General features: G+C 69.6%; 21 protein-coding genes. 8 read left to right on the top strand and 13 right to left on the bottom strand.

The window, feature by feature from the left end; all coding sequences use genetic code 11:
* The first annotated feature begins 4 nt into the window (after positions 1 to 4).
* The 3 genes from cysS to ABZ412_RS03540 all read left to right on the top strand — a co-directional run bounded on the left by cysS (position 5) and on the right by ABZ412_RS03540 (position 3,174).
* On the top strand, positions 5 to 1,405 hold the full coding sequence (gene cysS, locus ABZ412_RS03550; protein ID WP_357275756.1) for a cysteine--tRNA ligase: 1,401 nt from the start codon (positions 5 to 7) through the stop codon (positions 1,403 to 1,405).
* A gap of 349 nt (positions 1,406 to 1,754) precedes the next feature.
* On the top strand, positions 1,755 to 2,738 hold the full coding sequence (rlmB, locus tag ABZ412_RS03545) for a 23S rRNA (guanosine(2251)-2'-O)-methyltransferase RlmB (RefSeq protein ID WP_357275754.1): 984 nt from the start codon (positions 1,755 to 1,757) through the stop codon (positions 2,736 to 2,738).
* A 157-nt stretch (positions 2,739 to 2,895) separates the two neighbouring features.
* Positions 2,896 to 3,174: a DUF4190 domain-containing protein gene (locus ABZ412_RS03540; RefSeq protein ID WP_357275752.1), complete on the top strand. Its 279-nt coding sequence runs from the start codon at positions 2,896 to 2,898 to the stop codon at positions 3,172 to 3,174.
* Between the two features lie 52 nt (positions 3,175 to 3,226).
* On the opposite strand, the gene ABZ412_RS03535 is transcribed toward ABZ412_RS03540, so the two are convergent.
* The 3 genes from ABZ412_RS03535 to ABZ412_RS03525 form a co-directional block, all read right to left on the bottom strand.
* A complete protein-coding gene (locus ABZ412_RS03535) occupies positions 3,227 to 4,039 on the bottom strand; it encodes an enoyl-CoA hydratase/isomerase family protein (RefSeq protein ID WP_357275750.1) in 813 nt (270 codons plus the stop codon).
* A 48-nt stretch (positions 4,040 to 4,087) separates the two neighbouring features.
* Entirely contained in the window at positions 4,088 to 5,260 is a 1,173-nt protein-coding gene (locus ABZ412_RS03530; protein ID WP_357275748.1) for an acyl-CoA dehydrogenase family protein, read from the bottom strand.
* Between the two features lie 77 nt (positions 5,261 to 5,337).
* The gene (locus ABZ412_RS03525) at positions 5,338 to 6,081 is read right to left on the bottom strand and encodes an alpha/beta hydrolase (RefSeq protein WP_357275745.1); all 744 of its coding nucleotides are present in this window, start codon (positions 6,079 to 6,081) and stop codon (positions 5,338 to 5,340) included.
* Between the two features lie 44 nt (positions 6,082 to 6,125).
* Between ABZ412_RS03525 and mhuD the strand changes: the two genes are divergently transcribed.
* On the top strand, positions 6,126 to 6,437 hold the full coding sequence (gene mhuD, locus ABZ412_RS03520) for a mycobilin-forming heme oxygenase MhuD (protein WP_357087432.1): 312 nt from the start codon (positions 6,126 to 6,128) through the stop codon (positions 6,435 to 6,437).
* Here the strand turns inward: mhuD and ABZ412_RS03515 are convergent, their stop codons facing one another.
* The 5 genes from ABZ412_RS03515 to ABZ412_RS03495 form a co-directional block, all read right to left on the bottom strand.
* On the bottom strand, positions 6,438 to 7,658 hold the full coding sequence (locus ABZ412_RS03515; RefSeq protein WP_357275743.1) for a DUF418 domain-containing protein: 1,221 nt from the start codon (positions 7,656 to 7,658) through the stop codon (positions 6,438 to 6,440). It abuts the gene before it with no gap.
* Between the two features lie 177 nt (positions 7,659 to 7,835).
* Positions 7,836 to 8,279 carry an OsmC family peroxiredoxin gene (locus tag ABZ412_RS03510; protein WP_357275741.1) on the bottom strand — a complete coding sequence of 148 codons (444 nt, stop codon included), beginning with the start codon at positions 8,277 to 8,279 and terminating at the stop codon, positions 7,836 to 7,838.
* 43 nt (positions 8,280 to 8,322) lie between these two features.
* Complete coding sequence (locus tag ABZ412_RS03505) at positions 8,323 to 8,763, bottom strand: SRPBCC domain-containing protein (protein ID WP_357275739.1); 441 nt, start codon at positions 8,761 to 8,763, stop codon at positions 8,323 to 8,325.
* A gap of 30 nt (positions 8,764 to 8,793) precedes the next feature.
* Complete coding sequence (locus tag ABZ412_RS03500) at positions 8,794 to 9,114, bottom strand: multidrug efflux SMR transporter (RefSeq protein WP_357275737.1); 321 nt, start codon at positions 9,112 to 9,114, stop codon at positions 8,794 to 8,796.
* Between the two features lies 1 nt (position 9,115).
* Positions 9,116 to 9,763, bottom strand: a complete 648-nt coding sequence (locus tag ABZ412_RS03495; RefSeq protein ID WP_357275735.1) for an NAD(P)H-dependent oxidoreductase — start codon at positions 9,761 to 9,763, stop codon at positions 9,116 to 9,118.
* Positions 9,764 to 9,868: 105 nt separating this feature from the next.
* Between ABZ412_RS03495 and ABZ412_RS03490 the strand changes: the two genes are divergently transcribed.
* The gene (locus tag ABZ412_RS03490) at positions 9,869 to 10,474 is read left to right on the top strand and encodes a helix-turn-helix domain-containing protein (RefSeq protein ID WP_357275733.1); all 606 of its coding nucleotides are present in this window, start codon (positions 9,869 to 9,871) and stop codon (positions 10,472 to 10,474) included.
* Positions 10,475 to 10,537: 63 nt separating this feature from the next.
* Here the strand turns inward: ABZ412_RS03490 and ABZ412_RS03485 are convergent, their stop codons facing one another.
* On the bottom strand, positions 10,538 to 11,425 hold the full coding sequence (locus tag ABZ412_RS03485; RefSeq protein ID WP_357275731.1) for an ABC transporter permease: 888 nt from the start codon (positions 11,423 to 11,425) through the stop codon (positions 10,538 to 10,540).
* Positions 11,422 to 12,318 carry an ABC transporter ATP-binding protein gene (locus ABZ412_RS03480; protein ID WP_357275729.1) on the bottom strand — a complete coding sequence of 299 codons (897 nt, stop codon included), beginning with the start codon at positions 12,316 to 12,318 and terminating at the stop codon, positions 11,422 to 11,424. The genes ABZ412_RS03485 and ABZ412_RS03480 overlap by 4 nt, the downstream gene beginning before the upstream one ends.
* Positions 12,319 to 12,466: 148 nt before the next feature.
* Between ABZ412_RS03480 and ABZ412_RS03475 the strand changes: the two genes are divergently transcribed.
* Complete coding sequence (locus ABZ412_RS03475) at positions 12,467 to 13,690, top strand: sensor histidine kinase (protein ID WP_357275726.1); 1,224 nt, start codon at positions 12,467 to 12,469, stop codon at positions 13,688 to 13,690.
* A 22-nt stretch (positions 13,691 to 13,712) separates the two neighbouring features.
* Positions 13,713 to 14,375, top strand: a complete 663-nt coding sequence (locus ABZ412_RS03470; RefSeq protein ID WP_357275724.1) for a response regulator transcription factor — start codon at positions 13,713 to 13,715, stop codon at positions 14,373 to 14,375.
* On the opposite strand, the gene ABZ412_RS03465 is transcribed toward ABZ412_RS03470, so the two are convergent.
* A complete protein-coding gene (locus ABZ412_RS03465) occupies positions 14,376 to 14,888 on the bottom strand; it encodes a hypothetical protein (RefSeq protein ID WP_357275722.1) in 513 nt (170 codons plus the stop codon). It abuts the gene before it with no gap.
* A 125-nt stretch (positions 14,889 to 15,013) separates the two neighbouring features.
* On the opposite strand from ABZ412_RS03465, the gene ABZ412_RS03460 reads away from it, so the two are divergent.
* On the top strand, positions 15,014 to 15,820 hold the full coding sequence (locus ABZ412_RS03460; RefSeq protein WP_357275720.1) for an LLM class flavin-dependent oxidoreductase: 807 nt from the start codon (positions 15,014 to 15,016) through the stop codon (positions 15,818 to 15,820).
* A 3-nt stretch (positions 15,821 to 15,823) separates the two neighbouring features.
* Here ABZ412_RS03460 and ABZ412_RS03455 read toward each other — a convergent pair whose 3' ends face one another.
* Positions 15,824 to 16,609: a phytanoyl-CoA dioxygenase family protein gene (locus tag ABZ412_RS03455; RefSeq protein ID WP_357275717.1), complete on the bottom strand. Its 786-nt coding sequence runs from the start codon at positions 16,607 to 16,609 to the stop codon at positions 15,824 to 15,826.
* A 121-nt stretch (positions 16,610 to 16,730) separates the two neighbouring features.
* The gene (locus ABZ412_RS03450; RefSeq protein WP_357275715.1) at positions 16,731 to 19,289 is read right to left on the bottom strand and encodes an ATP-dependent Clp protease ATP-binding subunit; all 2,559 of its coding nucleotides are present in this window, start codon (positions 19,287 to 19,289) and stop codon (positions 16,731 to 16,733) included.
* Between the last annotated feature and the right edge of the window lie 115 nt (positions 19,290 to 19,404).

Below are 19,404 nucleotides of genomic sequence, written 5' to 3'. Positions count from 1 at the left end.
TGTCGTGACTCTGCGCCTTTTCGACACCGAGACGCGGACCCTGCGTGATTTCACACCGCTGGTCCCCGGCAAAGCCTCGGTGTACCTGTGCGGCGCGACCGTTCAGGGGGAACCCCACATCGGGCACGTGCGCAGCGGCGTCGCCTTCGACGTGCTGCGACGGTGGCTGGCCGCCAACGGTTTCGACGTCGCCTTCATCCGCAATGTCACCGATATCGACGACAAGATCCTGACCAAGGCCGCCGAGCACGGCCGCCCCTGGTGGGAGTGGGCGGCCACGCACGAGCGCGCCTTCGACCGCGCCTACGAGACGCTCGGCGTGCTGCCGCCGTCCGCGGAACCGCGCGCCACCGGGCACATCACCCAGATGGTCGGGATGATGGAACGGCTCATCGAGCGCGGCCACGCCTATGCCTCCGAGGGCAATGTCTATTTCGATGTGCTGAGCTTCCCGGATTACGGAAAGTTGTCCGGGCACAAGCTCGATGACGTGCACCAGGGTGAGAGCGCGGGCACCGGTAAGAAGGATCCGCGCGATTTCACGCTGTGGAAGGCCGCGAAACCCGGTGAACCGAATTGGCCGTCGCCGTGGGGCCCCGGCCGGCCGGGCTGGCATTTGGAATGCTCCGCCATGGCCGAGTTCTATCTCGGTGCGGAATTCGATATTCATTGCGGTGGAATGGATCTGGTTTTCCCGCACCACGAGAACGAGATCGCGCAATCGCGCGCGGCCGGGGACGGATTCGCGCGCTACTGGCTGCACAACGGCTGGGTGACCATGGGCGGCGAGAAGATGTCCAAGTCCCTGGGCAATGTGCTGTCCATTCCGAATGTGCTGGAACGGGTCGGGGTGCGCGCGGTCGAATTGCGCTACTACCTCGGCAGCGTGGGCTACCGGTCGATGGTCGAATACTCCGATCAGGCGCTGACCGAGGCCGCCGCCGGATACCAGCGCCTGGAGGCGTTCGTGCTGCGGGTCGCCGAGCGCACCGGCGACGTGCCGGTCGGCACCTGGACCCCGGCCTTCGCCGAGGCACTCGACGACGATCTCGGCGTTCCGCAGGCGCTGGCCGCACTTCACGGCGTGGTGAGCGAGGGCAACAAGGCGCTCGATGCCGGTGACCTCTCGGGCGCGCGCATGCTCGCCGGTCAGGTCCGGGCCATGCTGGGCATTCTCGGCGTGGATCCGCTGGACGCGCACTGGGCCGCGCCCGCCGACAACTCGAACGCCATCGCCGCACTGGACGTGCTGATCGGCGCGGAACTGGAGCGGCGGCAGCAGGCGCGCGCCGACAAGGATTGGGCCACCGCCGACGCGGTCCGCGACCGGCTGCAGGCCGCGGGCGTCGAGGTCACCGACACGCCGCAGGGCGCGGAATGGGCCTTGTCCAAGGGGAAGAAGTAGCGGTTCCGAGCGGGAGCTGCGGTTCCGCAACGGTGTGGCGGAGCGCACCGAATTCGGGGCCGCGGCCCAGCGTGGGGCACAATTCCTACGTCCCCTGCGCGGCATGGCAGGGGTTACTGCCTCGGCAGCGCAAGATCATGCCAAGCCGACCACCAGCAGGTCTCCCGTACGGCCCAGTCGAGACCGCTCACCATGTTCGCCCCGCGTACAGTTCGCGGCCCGTCTCGATTCTGGACTGACGGAGCGGGGGAGCGAAGCGGAGGAGCGGAGGAGGGAAGAATCGAGACCTCGGGGGCCGCGAACCCGCCCGGAGCGAAGCGGAGGGCAATTAGACACGGAAGGCGAAGTGATGGCAGGCAATTCCCAGCGACGCGGGGCTACCCGCAAGACCGGCAGCAAGAAGGGGCAGACCGTCGGGTCCGGCGGGCAGCGCCGGCGTGGGCTCGAGGGCAAGGGGGCGACCCCCAAGGCCGAGGACCGCGTCTACCACGTCGCCGCCAAGCGCGCGAAGGCGAAGGCCAAGGCCGAGGCGACCGCCGCCACCACCCGGTCGCGCAATGCGAGCCGCCCCATCGCGGGCCGCAAGGACAATGAGGGGCCCGAGCTGGTGCTCGGCCGCAACCCGGTCGTGGAGTGCCTGCGCGCGGGCGTGCCCGCCACCGCCCTGTATGTCGCCAATGGCACCGAGAACGACGACCGGCTCTCCGAGGCGGTGAAGACGGCCGCCGAGATCGGTATCTCGATCCTGGAGGTGCCGCGCACCGACCTGGACAAGATGAGCCACAACGGCATGCACCAAGGCATGGCGCTGCAGGTGCCGCCGTACAAGTACGCGCACCCCGACGATCTGGTGGACCGGGTGCACAACTCCGGCGAGCCCGCGCTGATCGTGGCGCTGGACAACATCACCGACCCGCGCAACCTGGGCGCGGTCATCCGGTCCGTGGCGGCCTTCGGCGGGCAGGGCGTGCTCATCCCGCAGCGGCGCAGCGCCAGCGTCACCGCGGTGGCGTGGCGCACGAGTGCCGGTGCGGCGGCGCGGCTTCCGGTCGCGCGCGCCACGAATCTGACTCGCACGCTGAAGGATTGGGCGAACAAGGGCTATCAGATCGTCGGGCTCGACGCGGGCGGCGACACCACCCTCGACGAATTCGACGGCAGCGCACCGACGGTCATCGTGGTCGGCTCCGAGGGCAAGGGGCTCTCCCGACTGGTGCGCGAGAACTGCGACTCGATCCTGAGCATTCCGATGGCGGGGCCGGTGGAGTCGCTCAACGCGTCGGTGGCGGCGGGCGTCGTGCTGGCCGAGGTGGCGCGGCAGCGCCGCTCCTGAGGCCGGTGGAGCCGGTGCCGAATCCGACGGCGCCGGTTCCGAATCGGTCACTCGACCATCACCGGCCGCTGTCCAGACGGCCTCGATAATCAAGTGGCCCAAGCGAACACCGCGCGTCCACCTGCCGCGTGGCGCCTTCCGCCCGTAAACTTTGGCGGTGGTCTTCGATCAGCCGCCCCTCGGGTCCCCCGTCGAGCACGAGCACGCAACCGCCGTCCTGCTACTGGGCGCGCTCAGCGTGTTCTGCTGCGGCGCGCTGGGACCGATCGCGTGGGCCCTCGGCCGCCGCGCGCTCAACGACATCGAGGAGGGCGGGGGGCGCTTCGGTGGCCGGGTGCAGGTCCTGGTCGGCTACGTCCTCGGCATCATCGGAACGTTCATGATGGTCGTGTTCGGCAGCATCTTCCTGATGATGGTGATCAGCGGACGCGCGTAAGCGACTCCCCGGGGGCTCGGCCGCCGAACCTCCGAACGCGGCTCGCCCGGAGTCAGTCCAGGCCCGGGCGCTGCTCGCCGCCGGTGATGCCGTCCCAGGCAGGCCATTCCCCCGCGATACTGCCGGTCCACTTCGGCGGGCGGCGGTCCTTCAATGCCGCGACGCCTTCGCCGCCGTCGGTGCTTTTGGCGACGTAGTCGTTGAGCTCGGTTTCCAAGCGACCCACGGTGTCCGGGTCCATGGTGGGGGCCTCCCAGAGCAGGCGCTTGGACAGCGCCACCGGGAGCGGGGCCGAGCCGTGGGCGATGTCGTGGGCCACCTCGAGGGCGGTGGGCAGGACCTCGGCGGCATGCAGGCAGGAGTTGGCGATGCCGAGCGCGTACGCCTCGTCGCCGTCGAAGGTGCGGCCGGTGAGCAGCAGGTCGGCGGCGCGGGCGCTGCCGATCAGGCGGGGCAGGGTCCAGTGCGCGAAGCCGTCGGCGAGCGCGCCGCGGCGGACCTGGTTGAGGGCGTACACGGCGTCGCGGGCCAGGTAGCGCAGGTCGCACTGCAGCGCGATCTCCAGGCCGATGCCGACGGCGTGCCCGTTGACCGCGGCGATGACCGGTTTCCGGATCCGGAACGGCGCCGGGTCGATGAGGCCGTTGACCTCGCCGACCTTGAGCGACAGGTCCGCGCCCGCGCAGAACGCGGGCGCGGTGCCGGTGATGACGACCGCGCCGATGGCGTCATCGTTGTCGCAGCGACGCAGGGACGCACCGAGTTCCGACGCCATGGCCGGAGTCAGCGCGTTTTGCTGGGCGGGCCGGTTGAGCGTCAGGACCGCGACGCCCCCGGAGACGTCCACAAGCAATTCCGAACTCATGCGGTGCATATTAGGCCCTGTGTCCGACTCCGGGCAGGTTCCCACAGCTCAGGCGCGGAGGATCTGCCGGCCGATGGCGTACTTGTGCACCTCGGTGGGGCCGTCGTAGAGGCGGAAGGCGCGCATGTCGCGGAAGATCATCTCGACCACGGTCTCGTCGGAGATGCCGATGCCGCCGAGCACCTGGACGCAGCGGTCGGTGACCTTGAACAATTCCTCGGAGACGGAGGACTTGGCGATCGAGGACTCGTGGCGGGCCTTGTGGCCCTGATCCATCAGCCAGCAGGCGTGCCAGATGGTGAGGCGGCACTGGTGCAGCGCGATCTCATTGTCCGCCAGCATGAACGACACGCCCTGGTGCTCGCCGATCGGCTTGCCGAAGGCGGTGCGGGACTTGGCGTAGTCGACCGCGATGGCCTGGGCGCGTTCGGCGGCGCCGAGCCAGCGCATGCAGTGGGTGAGGCGGGCGGGGGCCAGCCGCAGCTGGGCGTAGCGCAGCGCCTGGCCGGTCTCGCCGAGCACGGATTCCCTGGGCAGCACCAGGTTTTCGAAGTTCACCACCGCGTGGCCGCCGACGTAGTTGCGGTCCATGGTGTTCATGATCCGCTCGATGACGATGCCCTCGGTGTCGCCGTCGCAGAGGAACAGGGTGGGGCCCTCGGGCAGGTGCGGGTTGGCGGCCAGGCGCGCCATGATGATCCAGGTCTTGGCGCCGTCGGCGCCGGTGATCAGCCATTTGCGGCCGTTGATGGTGAAGTTCTCGCCGTCGAAGACGGCCTCGGTGGCGAGCTGGTTGGGGTCGGAGCCCGCGCCGCCCGGCTCGGTCATGGCGAAGACCGAGCGCTGGTGGCCGTCGATCACCGGCTGCAGGAAGCGTTGCGTCTGTTCCGGATTCGCGATCTTGGACAGCATGAACATGTTGCCCTCGTCGGGGGCGGCGCAGTTCATGGCGACCGGGCCGAGGGTGGACCAGCCGGCGGCCTCGTACAGCACGGCCTGCTCGACGTGGGTCAGGCCGCGCCCGCCCAGCTCCACGGGGGCCTGGATGGTGAGCAGCTTCTCGGCGCGGGCCAGTTCCACCATTTCCTGGCGCAGTTCGTCGTTGGGGCCGTGCGCGGTCAGGCGCGGGTCGCGTTCGAAGGGCACGATCTTGTCGATGACGAACTGGCGAACGCGGTCGCGTTCGGCAGCGAGGTCGGCGGGAATCGAGAAGTCGATCATCGTGGTCACCATCCGTCAGGAGTCGCGGTCGAGCCGAGCATACGACGGCCACCCCACCCGACTGAAGGCACCCGCCCTCAAACGAGGACGCGACGCAGGAAATCCTCGACTGCGGCCCGGTAGACGGCCGGTTGATCGTCGTGCACCAGGTGCCCGGCGTCCGCGACGACCACGTGCCGGGCGTCCGGATGCAGCGCGGCCATCTCCCGCATCTGACCCGGCGGCGTGATGGTGTACTCGCCCTCGATCAGCAGCGCGGGCACGGTCACCGACTTCCATTGCGCCCAGAAGTCGCGGGTGCCCCACTCCTCGGAGATGTCCCGGAAGGTCGGCACCTCGCCGTGCAGGTGGTAGCCGTCGGGCTCGCGCCGGAAGGAGTCCAGGAAGTAGCGTCCGGCCACCGGGCCGAAGAACTCCAGCACGGCCGCCTCGGTCGCGAACGGGACCGGCCAGGCCTCGACCATGGCCGCCCAGTCCGCCGCGGTGCGCCCCTGGAAGTCGGGGGCCATGTCCTCGACCACCAGCGCCCGGACCCGGTCCGGGTGGGCGGCGGTGAACATCCAGCCGTGCAGGCCGCCCATGGAGTGCCCGATCACCACCATCGGCTCGTCGATGTGCGCGGTCGCGGCCGCGAGATCGGCCACGAAGGCCTCGGTGGTGAGCCGCGGCGGCGCGGGCCGCCCGTGCCCGGCCGCGTCGAACGTGTACACGTGCCCGAATTCCCGCACCCAGGGCAGCTGCGCCCGCCAGGTCCGGGCACTGCCCATCAGCCCATGCAGCAGCAGGATCGGAGTCCCGGTGCCGCCTTCGTCATACAACATCGCCCCGAACGATACGTCCGGAGTGCCGGAGTACATTCGCAGGCATGGCAGTCGTCAAGATCAACGCAATCGAGGTCCCCGAGGGCGCCGGCCCCGAACTGGAGAAGCGTTTCGCGCACCGCGCGCACGCGGTCGAGAACTCGCCCGGGTTCCTGGGCTTCCAGCTGCTCCGCCCGGTCGCCGGTGACAATCGCTACTTCGTTGTCACGCAGTGGGATTCGGAGGAGTCCTTCGCGGCGTGGCGGGACGGCCCGGCGCGCGAGGCGCACGCGGGCGAGGCACGCAAGCCCGTCTCGACCGGCGCGTCGCTGCTGGAGTTCGAGGTCGTCCTGGATGTGGCGGGTAAGAACGCCTGATCAGGCCCGGTAGGTGGCCTTGTGGAGCAACCATTCCGCCGGACCGCGGCGGAAGCGGTAGCGCCATAGGGTCGCCGCCACCAGCGAGCCGAGCGCCAGCAGTGCCAGCAGTGGCCAGCCCGGCCCGTGGATACCGCCGGGCAGTGAAGTCGCCGCCGGATCCGGGACCGGCACCAGCACGCTGACCGCGATCACCTGCAGGATGTAGAGACTCAGGGCGCACGAGCCCGCGGCGGTCAAGGGCCGCAACGCGATTCCGGTGCGCGGCACCACCGCCATCAGGACGCCGATCACCAGGAAGGCGACGCCGGTCGCGCCGAGTACCTCGAACGGGGTGCCGCTGTGCGGGGTCGCGACGGTCAGCCACCACGGGCTGGTCGTGGACACCGCGCCGAATCCGGCCGCGTCGATGACCTGGCCCGGATCGAAATCGGTGATGCCCGCCTCCGACATCGTCCGGGTGAGCAGCTCGACCAGGTGCGCGCGGCCGCCGAACGGATGCTGCACCAGCCACGAACCGCCGTAGCCGAGCAGCGCGAGCGCCGCGCCAACGCCGAGCACCGGCCGCGGACGTAGCGAGCGAATCCCCCAGCGGCCCAGGGCCATACCAGCGAAGAGGAACGGCATCCAGGTCAGCGCCGGGTAGGTGCCGGTGAGCGCCAGCATCTGGAATGCCTGCTTCACGCCGGACCAGGAGGTGAGCATGCCGAAGTCCGGATGGCCGCCGAAGGCGTTCTGCTCCATCTGATTTCGGATCGCATAGGACTCGATCGGCCCCGCGATCGCCCAGATCGCCGCCAGCAGGGCTAGCCCCCGCGCACTCAACCACAGCGCGGGCAGCGCCAGCAGGAAGAACAGGCCGTAATAGGTCAGGATGAGCGCGATTCCGATACCGGAATGCAGTTGCGCCAGTGCCAGGCCCAGCAGCGCGACCAGGATCGCGCGGGCGGCGACGCGCACCACCACGCGGCGGGCGGCCCGACCGGTGACCGGTTGCGCCCCGGCCGACATGAGGGCCAGGGAGACGCCCGCGAGCACCGCGAACAAGGCCGCTGAACGGCCCTCGAAGACCGTCAGCCAGCCCGCGCCGGAACTCTCCCGCGGCGGCCCGACATGGACCGCGAACATGCCGAGCACCGCGATCCCGCGGGCCGCGTCCAGCGCGAGCACGCGCGGCAGCGGATCGGCGATCGATGATTCCCGTGGTGTGTCAACCGACACCGGTGACCCCATGACTACTGCTCACCTCCAGTTCTCGACCGGCAGTGACAGCGAGGCTAACGGTGCGGCAGCGTGAATTTCGAGCTCATCGCCCGCTTCCGGGGCAAGTCTGACCGAAAGAACTAGTCCCGGCAGACGAAAGAGTCAGCCGGGACTTCGCGCACTACGCCTCGAGGACTAGGCCTCGAAGGTGGCGTCCAATTCGATGGTGTCGACGCCGGTCAGCGCCTTGGACACCGGGCAGCCCGCCTTGGCGGCCTCGGCGGCGGCCAGGAACCCGGCCTCGTCGATGCCGGAGGCCTTGCCGACCAGAGTCAGCTTGATCTTGGAGATGCGGAAGCCGCCGGCCGGGTCCGGGCCCAAGGTGACGTCGGCGGTGATGTCGAGGCTCTGCACGGTGCCGCCCGCCTTGCCGATCTCGCCGGACAGGGCCATGGCGTAGCAGGAGGAGTGCGCGGCCGCGATGAGCTCTTCGGGGCTGGTGGTGCCGTCGGCCGCGTCGGCGGCGCGCTTGGGGAACGAGACGTCGTACTTGCCGACGCCCGAGCTGACCAGCTCGACCTGACCGGAACCGTCCTGCAGACCACCGGACCAGCTGGTACGCGCGGAACGTGTAGGCATCGTTACGTCCTTTCGTATGGGGGAACTCGACTTCCGCTCGAACCTACCCGGTGGCGGCGGCGCTGTGGTCCCAGTGTTCGAGGATGTGCGGCCAGGACTGCCGGTGCCGGTCCCGGGCGGGCTCGTCGGGGAATCCGGCGTGGGTGAGCAGCAGGGCGGTGCCCGCGCCGTGCGCCGAGAGTTCCACCGTGAGCACGGTTTCCGCGCCCGCCGTGCCGTCGGTGATCCAGGTGAGCTCCACCAGGTTGTCCGGGACCAGGCGGAGGAAACGCCCGTAGTGCGGGTGGCCGCCGCCCGCCGTGAAGTAGAACGGCTCGTTCACCTCGGGCCGCATGCGCACCGAACCCGGGTCCGCGAACCAGGTCCCGAACTGTCTGGTGGCCATGCGATACAGCTCGGCCGGGGAGGCGGCCATGATGCGTTCGGCGACCAGCGAGAACGGTCGCGCGGCGAGGTCGGGTGGCCGCGAAGGCGCAGCGTTCATGGGCGGCGACGATACCGCCCCGAACCGCGCTCACCCGGGATTGGTGACCCGGGCGAGCACGATGCCGCCGATGATCATGGACAGCGCCAGCATCCGGCCCACGCTGAGCGGGTCCTTCTGCACCAGCACACCCAGCGCGATCGCGCCGACCGCCCCGATGCCGGTGAAGATCGCGTACGCGGTGCCCACCGGCAGCGACTGCATGGCGTAGGACAGCAGGTACACCGCGACCGCCGCGAGCAGGAAGCACACCAGGGTCGGGAGCGGCTTGGTGAAATTCTGGGTCGGTTTGATGGACTGCGACCAGGCGATCTCCACCAGGCCGGCCACACCCAGGACGAGCCAGTTCATGTCAGTACTCCTTTCCGAGCGCGCGGACCGCGTCGAGGGCGGCCGCGTAGGAGGCGTCGTGCTTGTCGCGCAGGTGGGCCAGCGCCGGATCATGACGGGCGTTCACCAGTTCGGCGTTGACGAAAACCGTGTCCTCGACGGCGAAGTGGCCGGCGAAGAAGTCGCGCAGATAGCGCTCCTGGTAGTCGTAGATCGCCTTGGGCGCGCCCGGGGAGTACGCGCCGCCGCGGGCGGTCACCACCACGAATCGGGTGGGGGCCAGCGACATTCGCGGGAAGGTGACCTGGTCCAGCCAGGCCTTGAGGCTCGCCGGGATCGAGTAGTTGTACATCGGCGTGCCGATCAGCACCACATCGGCGGCGCGGACCTCGGCGAGCAGGGGTTCGACGATTTCCCAGGCCCGCTGCTGCGCGGGTGAGTCCACCAGGTCGGCCAGACGGTCCAGGTCGGTGCTGCCGTGCGCGAGGACGCGGTCGCACAGTTCGGTCCAGCCCTCGCCGATGAACGGGATGGGGTCTGCGGCCAGGTCGCGGTGGACGTAGGCGCCGTCGGGGTGTTCGGCCCGCCAGGCGTCGGCGAAGGTCCCGCCGAGCAGGCGACTGACGGAGTTGCGGCGGGCGCTGGCGTCGAGGTGCAGCAGCGTGGTCATGAGCGAGTCTCCCATCAAGTGGACATGCTGTCCGTTTATTTCTCCGACGGTAGACCTGAACCGGACATATTGTCCACTTATTCCGCGGCGGCTACAGTGAGCTGCATGAACCCCCCCGGCCTACCGCTCATCGACGACCAGGCCGCGCCCGTCGAACGCGCTGACGCGGCTCGCAACCGGGCCAAGGTGCTGGCCGCCGCCGCGCGACTGTTCGCCGACCGCGACCCGCGCACGGTCACCATGGACGACATCGCCAAGGCCGCCGGGGTCGGCCGCGGGACGCTGTACCGGCGCTACCCGGACGTGGGCTCGATCGCGGTGGCCCTGCTCGACGAACACGAGAAGGCGCTGCAGGAACAGCTGTTACGCGGGGAACCCCCGCTCGGGCCGGGCGCACCGCCCGCCGAACGGCTCACCGCGTTCTATGCCGCGATGCTCGAATTGCTCGACACCCACGCCCATTTGGTGCTCGGCGCGGAAACCGGGGGCGCGCGCTTCCGCACCGGCGCCTACCGATTCTGGGCGCTACACGTACGGACACTGCTCACCGAAGCCGGTGTGGCCGAACCGGATGCACTGGTGGACGCCCTCCTCGCCCCGCTCGCCGCCGAGGTGTACCGGCAGCAGCGCGACCGCGGCCTCAGCACCGGGCAGATCGCCGCCGGACTCGCGCGGCTCGCGCACGGCGTGCTGGACTCACCCCGGCCATGACGCGGCGCCGCGACCGTCCACGGGTCGGGTGGACGGTCGCGGCACACGGTATTCCCTTGTGCCTCACACCATGTCGCGACGGCGGACCAGCCAGATCGTGCCGCCCGCGAACAGCAGCACGTAGACGGCCAGCACGATCACGGACTCGCCGCGCGAGAGGATGTTCAGCACCCCCGGCGTGGCCGGGCCGCTCACCGTGCGCATCGCGCCCGCGAGTGAACCGGCGGCCGTACCCGGCAGGTGATCGGTGACCCCCTCGATCGGTGCGAGGATCGCGCCGACGCCACGCAGCAGATTCTCCACCACCAGCACCCACACCAGGCCGAGACCGACCGCCAGCGCGGGACCCCGGGCAGCGGTCCCGATCAGTGCGCCCGCCAGCGTCCACATGCCCAGAATCGCCGCGCCCGAACCGATTCCGAGCAGCATCCGTCCCATGGACGGCAGCGCCAGGGACTGCCCCTGGGTGCTCGCGATGAGTGCCGCCACGCCGGTGTCGACCGCGAAGGCGACCAGCACCAGCGCGACCACCGTCAGCGCCAGGCTCGACACCACCGCGCCGATCACGGCCACCCGCGAAGGGCCCTGCGTGAGTGCGGTTTTCCAGCTGCCCCAGCCGTACCCGCTACCCGTCGCCAGCGCGCCCAGCACCAGCATGAGCGCGCCCCCGAACAGCGCCATGCCCTGCGTGAACACCTCCGGCACCGCGGCGGGCAGCATCTGCTGCAGGAGCACGTCGCGGGGCAGACCATTGGACATGCGCGTGCTGCTGCCGGTCGTGTAGGCCAGGTAGTTGAACAGGTAGGCGAAGGTGAGGTTCAGCAGGATCCAGGTGCCGAGCACGATCCAGAAGGCGGGCCACTTGCGCAGCCGCAGCAGTTCGGCTCGAGCGCTGGCCACCAGATCCGTGAACGCGCCACCGTGGTTCCCGTGTGCGCCGGGGTCGGTCATTTCGCTGTCTCCGTCATCTCGAAAAACACTTCTTCCAAGGACTTTTCGTCGCTGCGCAGCTCGACCAGGTCCGCGCCCGCCGCGATGACCGCGCGCGCCACCGCGGGGGCGTGCGCGGATCCCGCGTCGACGCGGATTCCGGCGGCGGTCAGCAGCGCGGATCGCTCCCCCACCGCGGCGCGCACGGCCTGGAACGCCACCTCCAAGGGCTCGGCACGGACGAGCAGGGACGCCTGGCCGCGCAGGTCCCGCACCGTCGATTCGGTGAGCAGGCGGCCGTCGGAGATGACGCCGACGCGATCGCAGATCTCCTGCACTTCGCTGAGCAGGTGACTGGACAGCACGACGGTGTGCCCGTCGGCGGCGAGTCCGGTGATGAGTTCCCGCATGTCGGCCATGCCCGCGGGATCCAGGCCATTGGTGGGTTCGTCGAGGATCAGCAGGTCGGGGTGGCCGAGCAGGGCGGCCGCGACACCGAGGCGCTGCTTCATGCCGAGCGAGTAGGTGCGGAACCTGTCCTTGCCGCGGGCGGAGAGGTCCACCCGGGCCAGGGCGTCGGCGACCGCGTCGTCGCCGACCCCCCGATAACGGGCCAGGACGCGCAGGTTGTCGCGGCCCGAGAGATAGGGGTAGAAGCCGGGGCCCTCGATGAGAACGCCCATGCGGCGCAGCGCATCCGGGTCGCCGGGCGCGCGGCCGAGCACGGTCGCGGCGCCGGAGTCCGGGCGGATGAGACCGGCCAGCATGCGCAGCGTGGTGGTCTTGCCCGCGCCGTTGGGGCCCAGGAACCCGTAGATCTCGCCGCGGCGCACGCTCATGCTGACCGCGTCCACGGCGGTGTGGGAGCCGTAGCGCTTGGTCAGCCGGTCGGTGACGGCGATCGCTTCGTTCATGGCTTACACGATCCGATTCCGGGGACGGAAAGTAATCCGTCCCGGCGCGTGATCGGGTGTACGTATCGAGACGTATTCGGGGGTCGTATCCGGACGTATTTCGGTGTGACACGGTGCCGCTGCCCGCCGACGGCGCTACGGTGCAGCTATGGACACACGCGGGGGAAGGCTGGGTCGGCGCGACGTGCTCCCGGCTCTGGCGGTGGGGGCGATACAGCTCGGCGCGGGCACGCTGGCCAATCACCATCAGAACGTGCGCGCCCTCGACCTGCTCGGATACGTGCTGCTCGCGGTGGGTCCGGTGCTGCTTCTGCTGCGCCGGCGGTACCCGCTGGGGGTGTTCTACGGGACGATGGCCGTCACCGTCGCGTACCTACTGTTCGGTTATGGATACGGGCCGATCTTCGTATCGCTCGTCATCGCCTTCCTGACCGCCGCCGTACGCGGATCCCGTTGGTACACCTACCCGTTCGTCGCCGTCGGGTATCTGCTCATGGTGTGGCCGGTTCCCGGGTGGTGCGGGTACCGGACCAGCGCCTGGCAGGAATTCGGTTTGCTCGCTTGGCTTTTCCTGCTGGCGGCCGCGGCCGAGGGGCTGCGGCAGCGGCGCGTCGCCCTGATCGCGCGGCGGCAGCGCGCCGAAGCCGCGGCACGCGAGGAACAGGCCGAACGGCAGCGCGCCCGCGCCCAGCACGCCCTGGAATCGGCGGAGCGGGAACAGCGGGTCACCGAGGAGCGCCTGGCCATCGCGCGCGAACTGCACGACGTGCTGGCGCACAGCCTCTCGCTGATCAATGTGCAGTCCTCGGTCGCGCTGGAGTTGTTCGAGCGCAAGCCCGAACAGGCCGCCACCGCGCTGGCCGCCATCAAGACCGCCAGCAAGGACGCGCTCGGCGAGGTCAACGCCCTGCTGCGATCCATCCGCGGCGGCACCGCCACCGTCGCCGCCCCCACCACGCCCACCATCGGCATCACCGACCTCGAGAAACTCACCGGACCGGCCCGCGCCGCCGGACTCGAGGTGCACACCATGGTCACCGGCGGACCGCGCCGGCTGCCCGCCGTGGTCGACGTGGCCGCCGCCCGCATCGTGCAGGAGTCGCTCACCAATGTGGTGCGGCACGCGCCCGGCGCGAGCGTGCTTGTCACCGTGCACTATGCGGCCGAACGGCTGCAGCTCACCATCGACAACACCCGGCCCACCCGCCAGCCCGCGCCCCAGTCGCCGTCCGGCGGCCACGGCATCACCGGCATGACCGAACGCGCCCACGCGCTGGGCGGGCAGCTCTCCGCCGAACCCAAGGCCGACGGCGGATTCCGGGTCAAGGCGCGCCTGCCCACCCACCTGGCCCACCCCGAACCGGCTGCGTAACCTGGGAATTCGAGGAGGACCGATGCCGATCCGAGTGGTGATCGCCGACGACCAGGCGCTGGTGCGCGCGGGCTTCGTCGCCCTGCTCGGCGCCCAGGACGACATCGAGGTGGTGGGCGAGGCCGACCACGGCGGCCAGGCCGTCGACCTGGCCCGAACCCTGGTCCCCGACATCGTGCTCATGGACATCCGCATGCCGGTCCTGGACGGGCTGGCCGCCACCCGCGCCATCGCGGCCGACCCGGCCCTCGCGGCGGTGAAGGTCATCGTGCTCACCACCTTCGACCTCGACGAATACGTCTTCGAGGCGATGCGCGCCGGAGCCACCGGCTTCCTGGTCAAACACACCGAACCCGCCGACCTGGTCAAGGCCGTCCGGGTGGTCGCGGGCGGTGACGCCCTGCTCTCCCCCAGCGTCACCAAACGCCTGGTCGCGGAATTCGCCACCCACGCCAAACCCGCCCCCGCCGCCGCCTTCTCCGAACTCACCGACCGCGAACGCGAAGTCATGACCCTCGTCGCCGAGGGCCTCACCAACGCCGAGATCGCCGAACGCCTCTACCTCAGCCCCGCCACCGCCCGCACCCACGTCAGCCGCATCCTGGTCAAACTCGGTGCCCGCGACCGCACCCAACTGGTGGTCCTGGCCTACGAATCCGGCCTGGTCCGGCCCGGCTGGCAGTGATCAGAAGGTGCTCCAGTACTCCCCCACCGTGAAGCTCTGCACCACACCGCGTTTCATCTGCGGATCATCGGTGATCGTCACCATCTGACGCGACAGGTCCAGCTTCATGCCGTCCGCGGCGAGGAACTGCTGACTGTTGGCGGTGAAGGTGAAGAACTTGGCCTCGAACGGCTGCGCACGCAACTGCGGGACATCGGCGCGCAGCACCCGCGGACCACCGGGCTCCTCGCACACCGCCAGACGCTGCGTGGTCCCGAGCAGGGCGCCGATCAGCAGCACCGGGCGTTCACCATCTCCGCAGCGCGCGAAGGAATCCTGCCAGCCCTGCGCATCCGCGGCGGGCGGCAGGGCGCCGGAGGTGGCGGGAATCGACGGGGTCGCCGCGGCCGTCGTCGTCCCCGTCGGCGGCGTGGACGTCGCCGGTGACGCGGCATCGCTCCCCGAGCACGCCGCCGTCGACGCCAGGAGCGCGAGCCCGGTCAACACCGGAAAACAGGAACGAACCACGAACATCGGGGCAGGGTAGCAATCACGCGAACCTCCCCGAATCGGTCGGCGATTAGGTCGCCGCCGGGTACGCACCCGGACGTAGTCGAGAAGCCGACTCGAAGCGGATTCCCCGCCAGTAGAATCCGCGCATGCTCGAAGGCATGAGCATGAACTTCGGCATTGTCATCGCGCCCCGGTCAGGGGCCACGTGGATCCAAGCGGTACAGGCCGCCGAGCGGCAGGGTTACGGCACCGTGCTGCTGCCCGACACGCTCTACACGCCCTCGCCGTTCCCAGCGCTGGCCGCCGCGGCCGCCGTCACCACCACCCTGCGGCTCCGGCCCAACGTGCTGGCCGCGCCGATGCGGTCGGCAGCCGCCACCGTCCGCGAAACCGCTGCGCTGCAACTGCTTTCCGACGGCCGGTTCGAGCTCGGGCTCGGGACCGGACGGCCCGATGCGGCTGCCGAGGCCGAAAAGCTCGGTGTCGCTTTCGGTTCCGGGACTCAGCGGCGCGACCACCTGGTGGACGTCGTGCGGGCAGTCCGCGCGGAGGTCTCGCCCGTGCCGCCCATCGTCATCGCCGCGTCCGGCGCGCGCATGCTCGGCGCCTGCGCGGAGATCGCGGACCGCATCCACCTCGCCGTCGATCCGGCCGCCACCGAGGACGACCTGGCCGACATCGTCGCACAGGTCCGCGACCGCACCGACCGCCCGATCCCGTTCAGCCTGCAACTGGTCGCCATCGGCGAGATCCTGCCGCCGTATCTGAGCAAGTTCCGGGGCCTCAGCGTGGATCGGCTGCGCGCCGCCGGCGCGGCCGCCCTGCTGCCCGCCGATCCAGGCGCGGCGGCCGAACTGCTCGAGCGTCGCCGCGAGAAGCTCGGCATCGACGAAATCCTGGTGCCCGGCGACCTCGCCGATGCGTTCGCACCGGTGATCGACCGCAGCCGCTGAACCTCAGCGCACCGGCTCGCCGATACCCAGCCGAATAGCCTGCTCCACCGGGGAATACGCGCCGTCCGGCCGGTCCAGGACACAGGGATCGCGGGACAGCAGTGGGGGCTGTGCCAGGAATCTTGGGCGTCCGGTGCGATTGGGCTGGGCGGCGTGGATCAGGAACGGATGGCACAGGTAGACATCGCCCGCCGCGCCGGTGGCCAATGCCTCGGGGAGATCCCCCGTGGCGGTGTAGAAGTCGGCCAGGTCGAACATCGTGGTACCCGCCTCACCGAACGATTCCAGCTCCCGGGCCAGACGCAGGTGCGAGCCCACACGGATGCGGGTCGGTGCGTCGTCGACGCCGATATCGGAGAAGAGGAACAGCATGAGCAGGCAGCGGCCCTGCGAGAAGACGTTCACCCGCCAGCTCAGATAGTCGTCGCGCGCGGCGTCGCCGGGAAAGCTGACATCCACATGCCAGCCGTCATCACCCGGCGGCTCCGGGCTGGGAAAGCGAATCGGCCAGCTGCCCAGGCTCCGGCGCGGGATCCAGCGGCCGGGGCCCGCCAGCTGGTCGTATGCCTCGACCAGGGGCGCGGCGGTGACCGCTCGGGTGAACGGCTCCTCGGCATGGTCCCAGAGCCGAATCACCGGCTGCGTCCAGGTCGCGGGATCGTCGGGGTCGCAACCGGTTTCGCGCCACAGAATCGACCGGCCCGCGGCAGCGGTCTCGGCCGAGAAGGCGCCGTCGATCTTCACGAAACCGTCGGCGATGAAGGAGGCGATCTGTGCGTCGGTGAGCATCGCATCCCAGCATCGGCCATACCGGAGTCGCGCCGCCACCGAATTTCGGCCCGGACATGGCGGAAGCCCCGCCCTCCCGGAGGAGGAGCGGGGCTTCCGTTGTCTCGCTGAGCCTTACCGGCTACTCGCCGGAGGCGGCGGCCGGGGCCTCACCCGCGAGGGCGGCGACCGGCTTGTCCTCGGCGGCCGAGTCGGCCTTCTTGGTCAGCTTGGCCTTGGCGGCGAAGGTGAACTTCGCGTTCTCGCCCTGGCCTTCGCCGTCCCAGCCCTCGACGTCGACCACCACGACCTGACCGGCGCCCAGTTCGCCGAAGAGGATCTTCTCCGACAGCTGGTCCTCGATCTCGCGCTGAATGGTGCGACGCAGCGGGCGGGCGCCCAGGACCGGGTCGAAACCGCGCTTGGCGAGCAGGCTCTTGGCCTTCTCGGACAGCTCGATCTCCATGTCCTTGTTCCGCAGCTGGTTGGCGACGCGGCCGATCATCAGGTCGACCATCTGGATGATCTGGTCCTGAGTCAGCTGGTGGAACACGATCACGTCGTCGATACGGTTCAGGAACTCCGGGCGGAAGTGCTTCTTCAGCTCGTCGTTGACCTTCAGCTTCATCCGCTCGTAGTTCGAGCCCTCGGCGTTGGACTGGGCGAAGCCCAGGCCCACGGCCTTGGAGATGTCCGAGGTGCCGAGGTTCGAGGTGAAGATCAGCACGGTGTTCTTGAAGTCGACCGTACGACCCTGACCGTCGGTCAGGCGACCGTCCTCCAGGACCTGCAACAGGGTGTTGTAGATCTCCTGGTGCGCCTTCTCGATCTCGTCGAACAGCACCACCGAGAACGGCTTGCGCCGCACCTTCTCGGTGAGCTGGCCGCCCTCCTCGTAGCCGACGTAGCCCGGAGGGGCACCGAACAGACGCGAGGCGGTGAAGCGGTCGTGGAACTCGCCCATGTCGATCTGGATGAGCGCGTCGTCCTCGCCGAACAGGAAGTTCGCCAGCGCCTTCGACAGCTCGGTCTTACCGACACCGGACGGACCGGCGAAGATGAACGAGCCCGACGGACGCTTCGGGTCCTTCAGACCGGCGCGGGTGCGGCGGATGGCCTTGGACACGGCCTTGACCGCGTCCTCCTGGCCGATGATCCGCTTGTGCAGCTCGTCCTCCATGCGGAGCAGACGGGTGGTCTCCTCCTCGGTGAGCTTGAACACCGGGATACCGGTCCAGTTCGCCAGGACTTCGGCGATCTGCTCGTCGTCGACCTCGGCCACGACGTCCAGATCACCGGAGCGCCACTGCTTTTCGCGCTCGGCCCGCTTGGCGACGAGCTGCTTCTCCTTATCGCGCAGACGCGCGGCCTTCTCGAAGTCCTGCGCGTCGATCGCGGACTCCTTCTCCCGGCGCGCCTCGGCGATCTTGTCGTCGAACTCGCGCAGGTCCGGCGGCGCGGTCATCCGGCGGATGCGCATGCGCGCGCCCGCCTCGTCGATGAGGTCGATCGCCTTGTCCGGCAGGAAGCGGTCGTTGATGTAGCGGTCGGCCAGCGTGGCCGCGGCGACGAGAGCGCCATCGGTGATGGAGACCCGGTGGTGCGCCTCGTAGCGGTCGCGCAGACCCTTGAGGATGTTGATGGTGTGCTCGACCGTCGGCTCGCCCACCTGGACCGGCTGGAACCGGCGCTCCAGGGCGGCGTCCTTCTCGATGTACTTGCGGTACTCGTCGAGGGTGGTGGCACCGATGGTCTGCAGCTCACCGCGAGCCAGCTTGGGCTTCAGGATCGAGGCCGCGTCGATCGCGCCCTCGGCCGCGCCCGCACCCACCAGGGTGTGCAGCTCGTCGATGAACAGGATGATGTCGCCGCGGGTGTTGATCTCCTTGAGCACCTTCTTCAGGCGCTCCTCGAAATCACCGCGGTAGCGGCTGCCCGCGACCAGGGAACCCAGGTCGAGGGTGTACAGCTGCTTGTCCTTCAGCGTCTCCGGCACCTCGCCGTTGACGATGGCCTGGGCGAGACCCTCCACGACGGCGGTCTTACCGACGCCGGGCTCGCCGATCAGGACCGGGTTGTTCTTGGTACGGCGGCTCAGCACCTGCATGACACGCTCGATTTCCTTCGAGCGGCCGATGACCGGGTCTAGCTTGCCCTCGAGGGCGGCCTGGGTCAGGTTGCGGCCGAACTGGTCCAGCACCAGCGAGGTGGACGGGGTGCCCTGCTCGCCGCGCGAACCGGAACCCTCGACCGGCTCCTTGCCCTGGTACCCGGACAGCAGCTGGATGACCTGCTGACGGACGCGGTTGAGATCCGCGCCCAGCTTCACCAGCACCTGCGCCGCGACGCCCTCACCCTCGCGGATCAGGCCGAGCAGGATGTGCTCGGTGCCGATGTAGTTGTGGCCGAGCTGCAGCGCCTCACGCAACGACAGCTCGAGCACCTTCTTGGCACGCGGGGTGAAGGGGATGTGACCGGACGGCGCCTGCTGGCCCTGCCCGATGATCTCCTCGACCTGCGAACGCACACCCTCCAGCGAGATACCAAGGGACTCCAGCGACTTCGCCGCGACGCCCTCGCCCTCGTGGATCAGGCCCAGCAGGATGTGCTCGGTGCCGATGTAGTTGTGGTTGAGCATCCGGGCCTCTTCTTGGGCCAGGACAACGACCCGCCGCGCGCGGTCGGTGAACCTCTCGAACATCGCTCCCTCACTCTCCTGCTCCGCCATCACTGGCATCCGGCGCTTCAGACCCTGTGCTGCCCTTCTGGTCGCCAGCCTGCCATGAAGCCCTGGGGTTGCATCCCCCGACTCCACT

Source organism: Nocardia sp. NPDC005746 (assembly GCF_040630785.1).
Taxonomy (GTDB): domain Bacteria; phylum Actinomycetota; class Actinomycetes; order Mycobacteriales; family Mycobacteriaceae; genus Nocardia.
This window is presented reverse-complemented; position numbering and strand designations above follow the sequence as displayed.

Excerpts from the sequence above, each read along its gene's own strand:
- rlmB (WP_357275754.1), top strand. The coding sequence starts at position 1,755 with ATGGCAGGCAATTCCCAGCGACGCGGGGCTACCCGCAAGACCGGCAGC.
- ABZ412_RS03535 (WP_357275750.1), bottom strand. The coding sequence starts at position 4,039 with ATGAGTTCGGAATTGCTTGTGGACGTCTCCGGGGGCGTCGCGGTCCTG.
- ABZ412_RS03530 (WP_357275748.1), bottom strand. The coding sequence starts at position 5,260 with ATGATCGACTTCTCGATTCCCGCCGACCTCGCTGCCGAACGCGACCGC.
- ABZ412_RS03525 (WP_357275745.1), bottom strand. The coding sequence starts at position 6,081 with ATGTTGTATGACGAAGGCGGCACCGGGACTCCGATCCTGCTGCTGCAT.
- mhuD (WP_357087432.1), top strand. The coding sequence starts at position 6,126 with ATGGCAGTCGTCAAGATCAACGCAATCGAGGTCCCCGAGGGCGCCGGC.
- ABZ412_RS03510 (WP_357275741.1), bottom strand. The coding sequence starts at position 8,279 with ATGCCTACACGTTCCGCGCGTACCAGCTGGTCCGGTGGTCTGCAGGAC.
- ABZ412_RS03505 (WP_357275739.1), bottom strand. The coding sequence starts at position 8,763 with ATGAACGCTGCGCCTTCGCGGCCACCCGACCTCGCCGCGCGACCGTTC.
- ABZ412_RS03500 (WP_357275737.1), bottom strand. The coding sequence starts at position 9,114 with ATGAACTGGCTCGTCCTGGGTGTGGCCGGCCTGGTGGAGATCGCCTGG.
- ABZ412_RS03495 (WP_357275735.1), bottom strand. The coding sequence starts at position 9,763 with ATGACCACGCTGCTGCACCTCGACGCCAGCGCCCGCCGCAACTCCGTC.
- ABZ412_RS03490 (WP_357275733.1), top strand. The coding sequence starts at position 9,869 with ATGAACCCCCCCGGCCTACCGCTCATCGACGACCAGGCCGCGCCCGTC.
- ABZ412_RS03485 (WP_357275731.1), bottom strand. The coding sequence starts at position 11,425 with ATGACCGACCCCGGCGCACACGGGAACCACGGTGGCGCGTTCACGGAT.
- ABZ412_RS03480 (WP_357275729.1), bottom strand. The coding sequence starts at position 12,318 with ATGAACGAAGCGATCGCCGTCACCGACCGGCTGACCAAGCGCTACGGC.
- ABZ412_RS03475 (WP_357275726.1), top strand. The coding sequence starts at position 12,467 with ATGGACACACGCGGGGGAAGGCTGGGTCGGCGCGACGTGCTCCCGGCT.
- ABZ412_RS03470 (WP_357275724.1), top strand. The coding sequence starts at position 13,713 with ATGCCGATCCGAGTGGTGATCGCCGACGACCAGGCGCTGGTGCGCGCG.
- ABZ412_RS03465 (WP_357275722.1), bottom strand. The coding sequence starts at position 14,888 with ATGTTCGTGGTTCGTTCCTGTTTTCCGGTGTTGACCGGGCTCGCGCTC.
- ABZ412_RS03460 (WP_357275720.1), top strand. The coding sequence starts at position 15,014 with ATGCTCGAAGGCATGAGCATGAACTTCGGCATTGTCATCGCGCCCCGG.
- ABZ412_RS03455 (WP_357275717.1), bottom strand. The coding sequence starts at position 16,609 with ATGCTCACCGACGCACAGATCGCCTCCTTCATCGCCGACGGTTTCGTG.
- ABZ412_RS03450 (WP_357275715.1), bottom strand. The coding sequence starts at position 19,289 with ATGTTCGAGAGGTTCACCGACCGCGCGCGGCGGGTCGTTGTCCTGGCC.